The sequence below is a fragment of the Mesorhizobium sp. ArgA1 genome (assembly GCF_053714375.1).
In genome coordinates this window covers 1-296 of the sequence record NZ_JBSKBQ010000176.1, presented here as the reverse complement: position 1 = coordinate 296, position 296 = coordinate 1, and the positions used below count along the sequence as shown (strand labels likewise).

Genomic DNA, 296 nt, shown 5'->3' with positions numbered 1-296 from the left:
GCCGTTCTGCTGGCGGACGTATTGCCTATCGACAAGGCCGTGAACGCGTCGACGATCAGGAACGACGCAATGCGCGTCGCCGTGCGTCTCGAAGCCGAGCTCGGCCCCGAGCAGGCCATGTTCGCGAGCGGATGCCAGGCCGAATGGAACAAGATGACGATCCCCGGACCACCGGTGACGATCGGCATCGATGGAGGCTACGTGCGCAGTTGGACCGACAACTTCGAGGTGATCGTCGGCAAGTCCGTGCCCGAAGAAGGACCTGCACGGCGATTTGGCTTTGTGGCGGGGCACGA

At 63.5% G+C, this 296-nt stretch carries 1 pseudogene; it reads left to right on the top strand.

Features of this window, described 5'->3' with window-relative positions:
* Positions 1–296: pseudogene (locus ACWGTI_RS32880) on the top strand (ISKra4 family transposase); the annotation flags it as partial.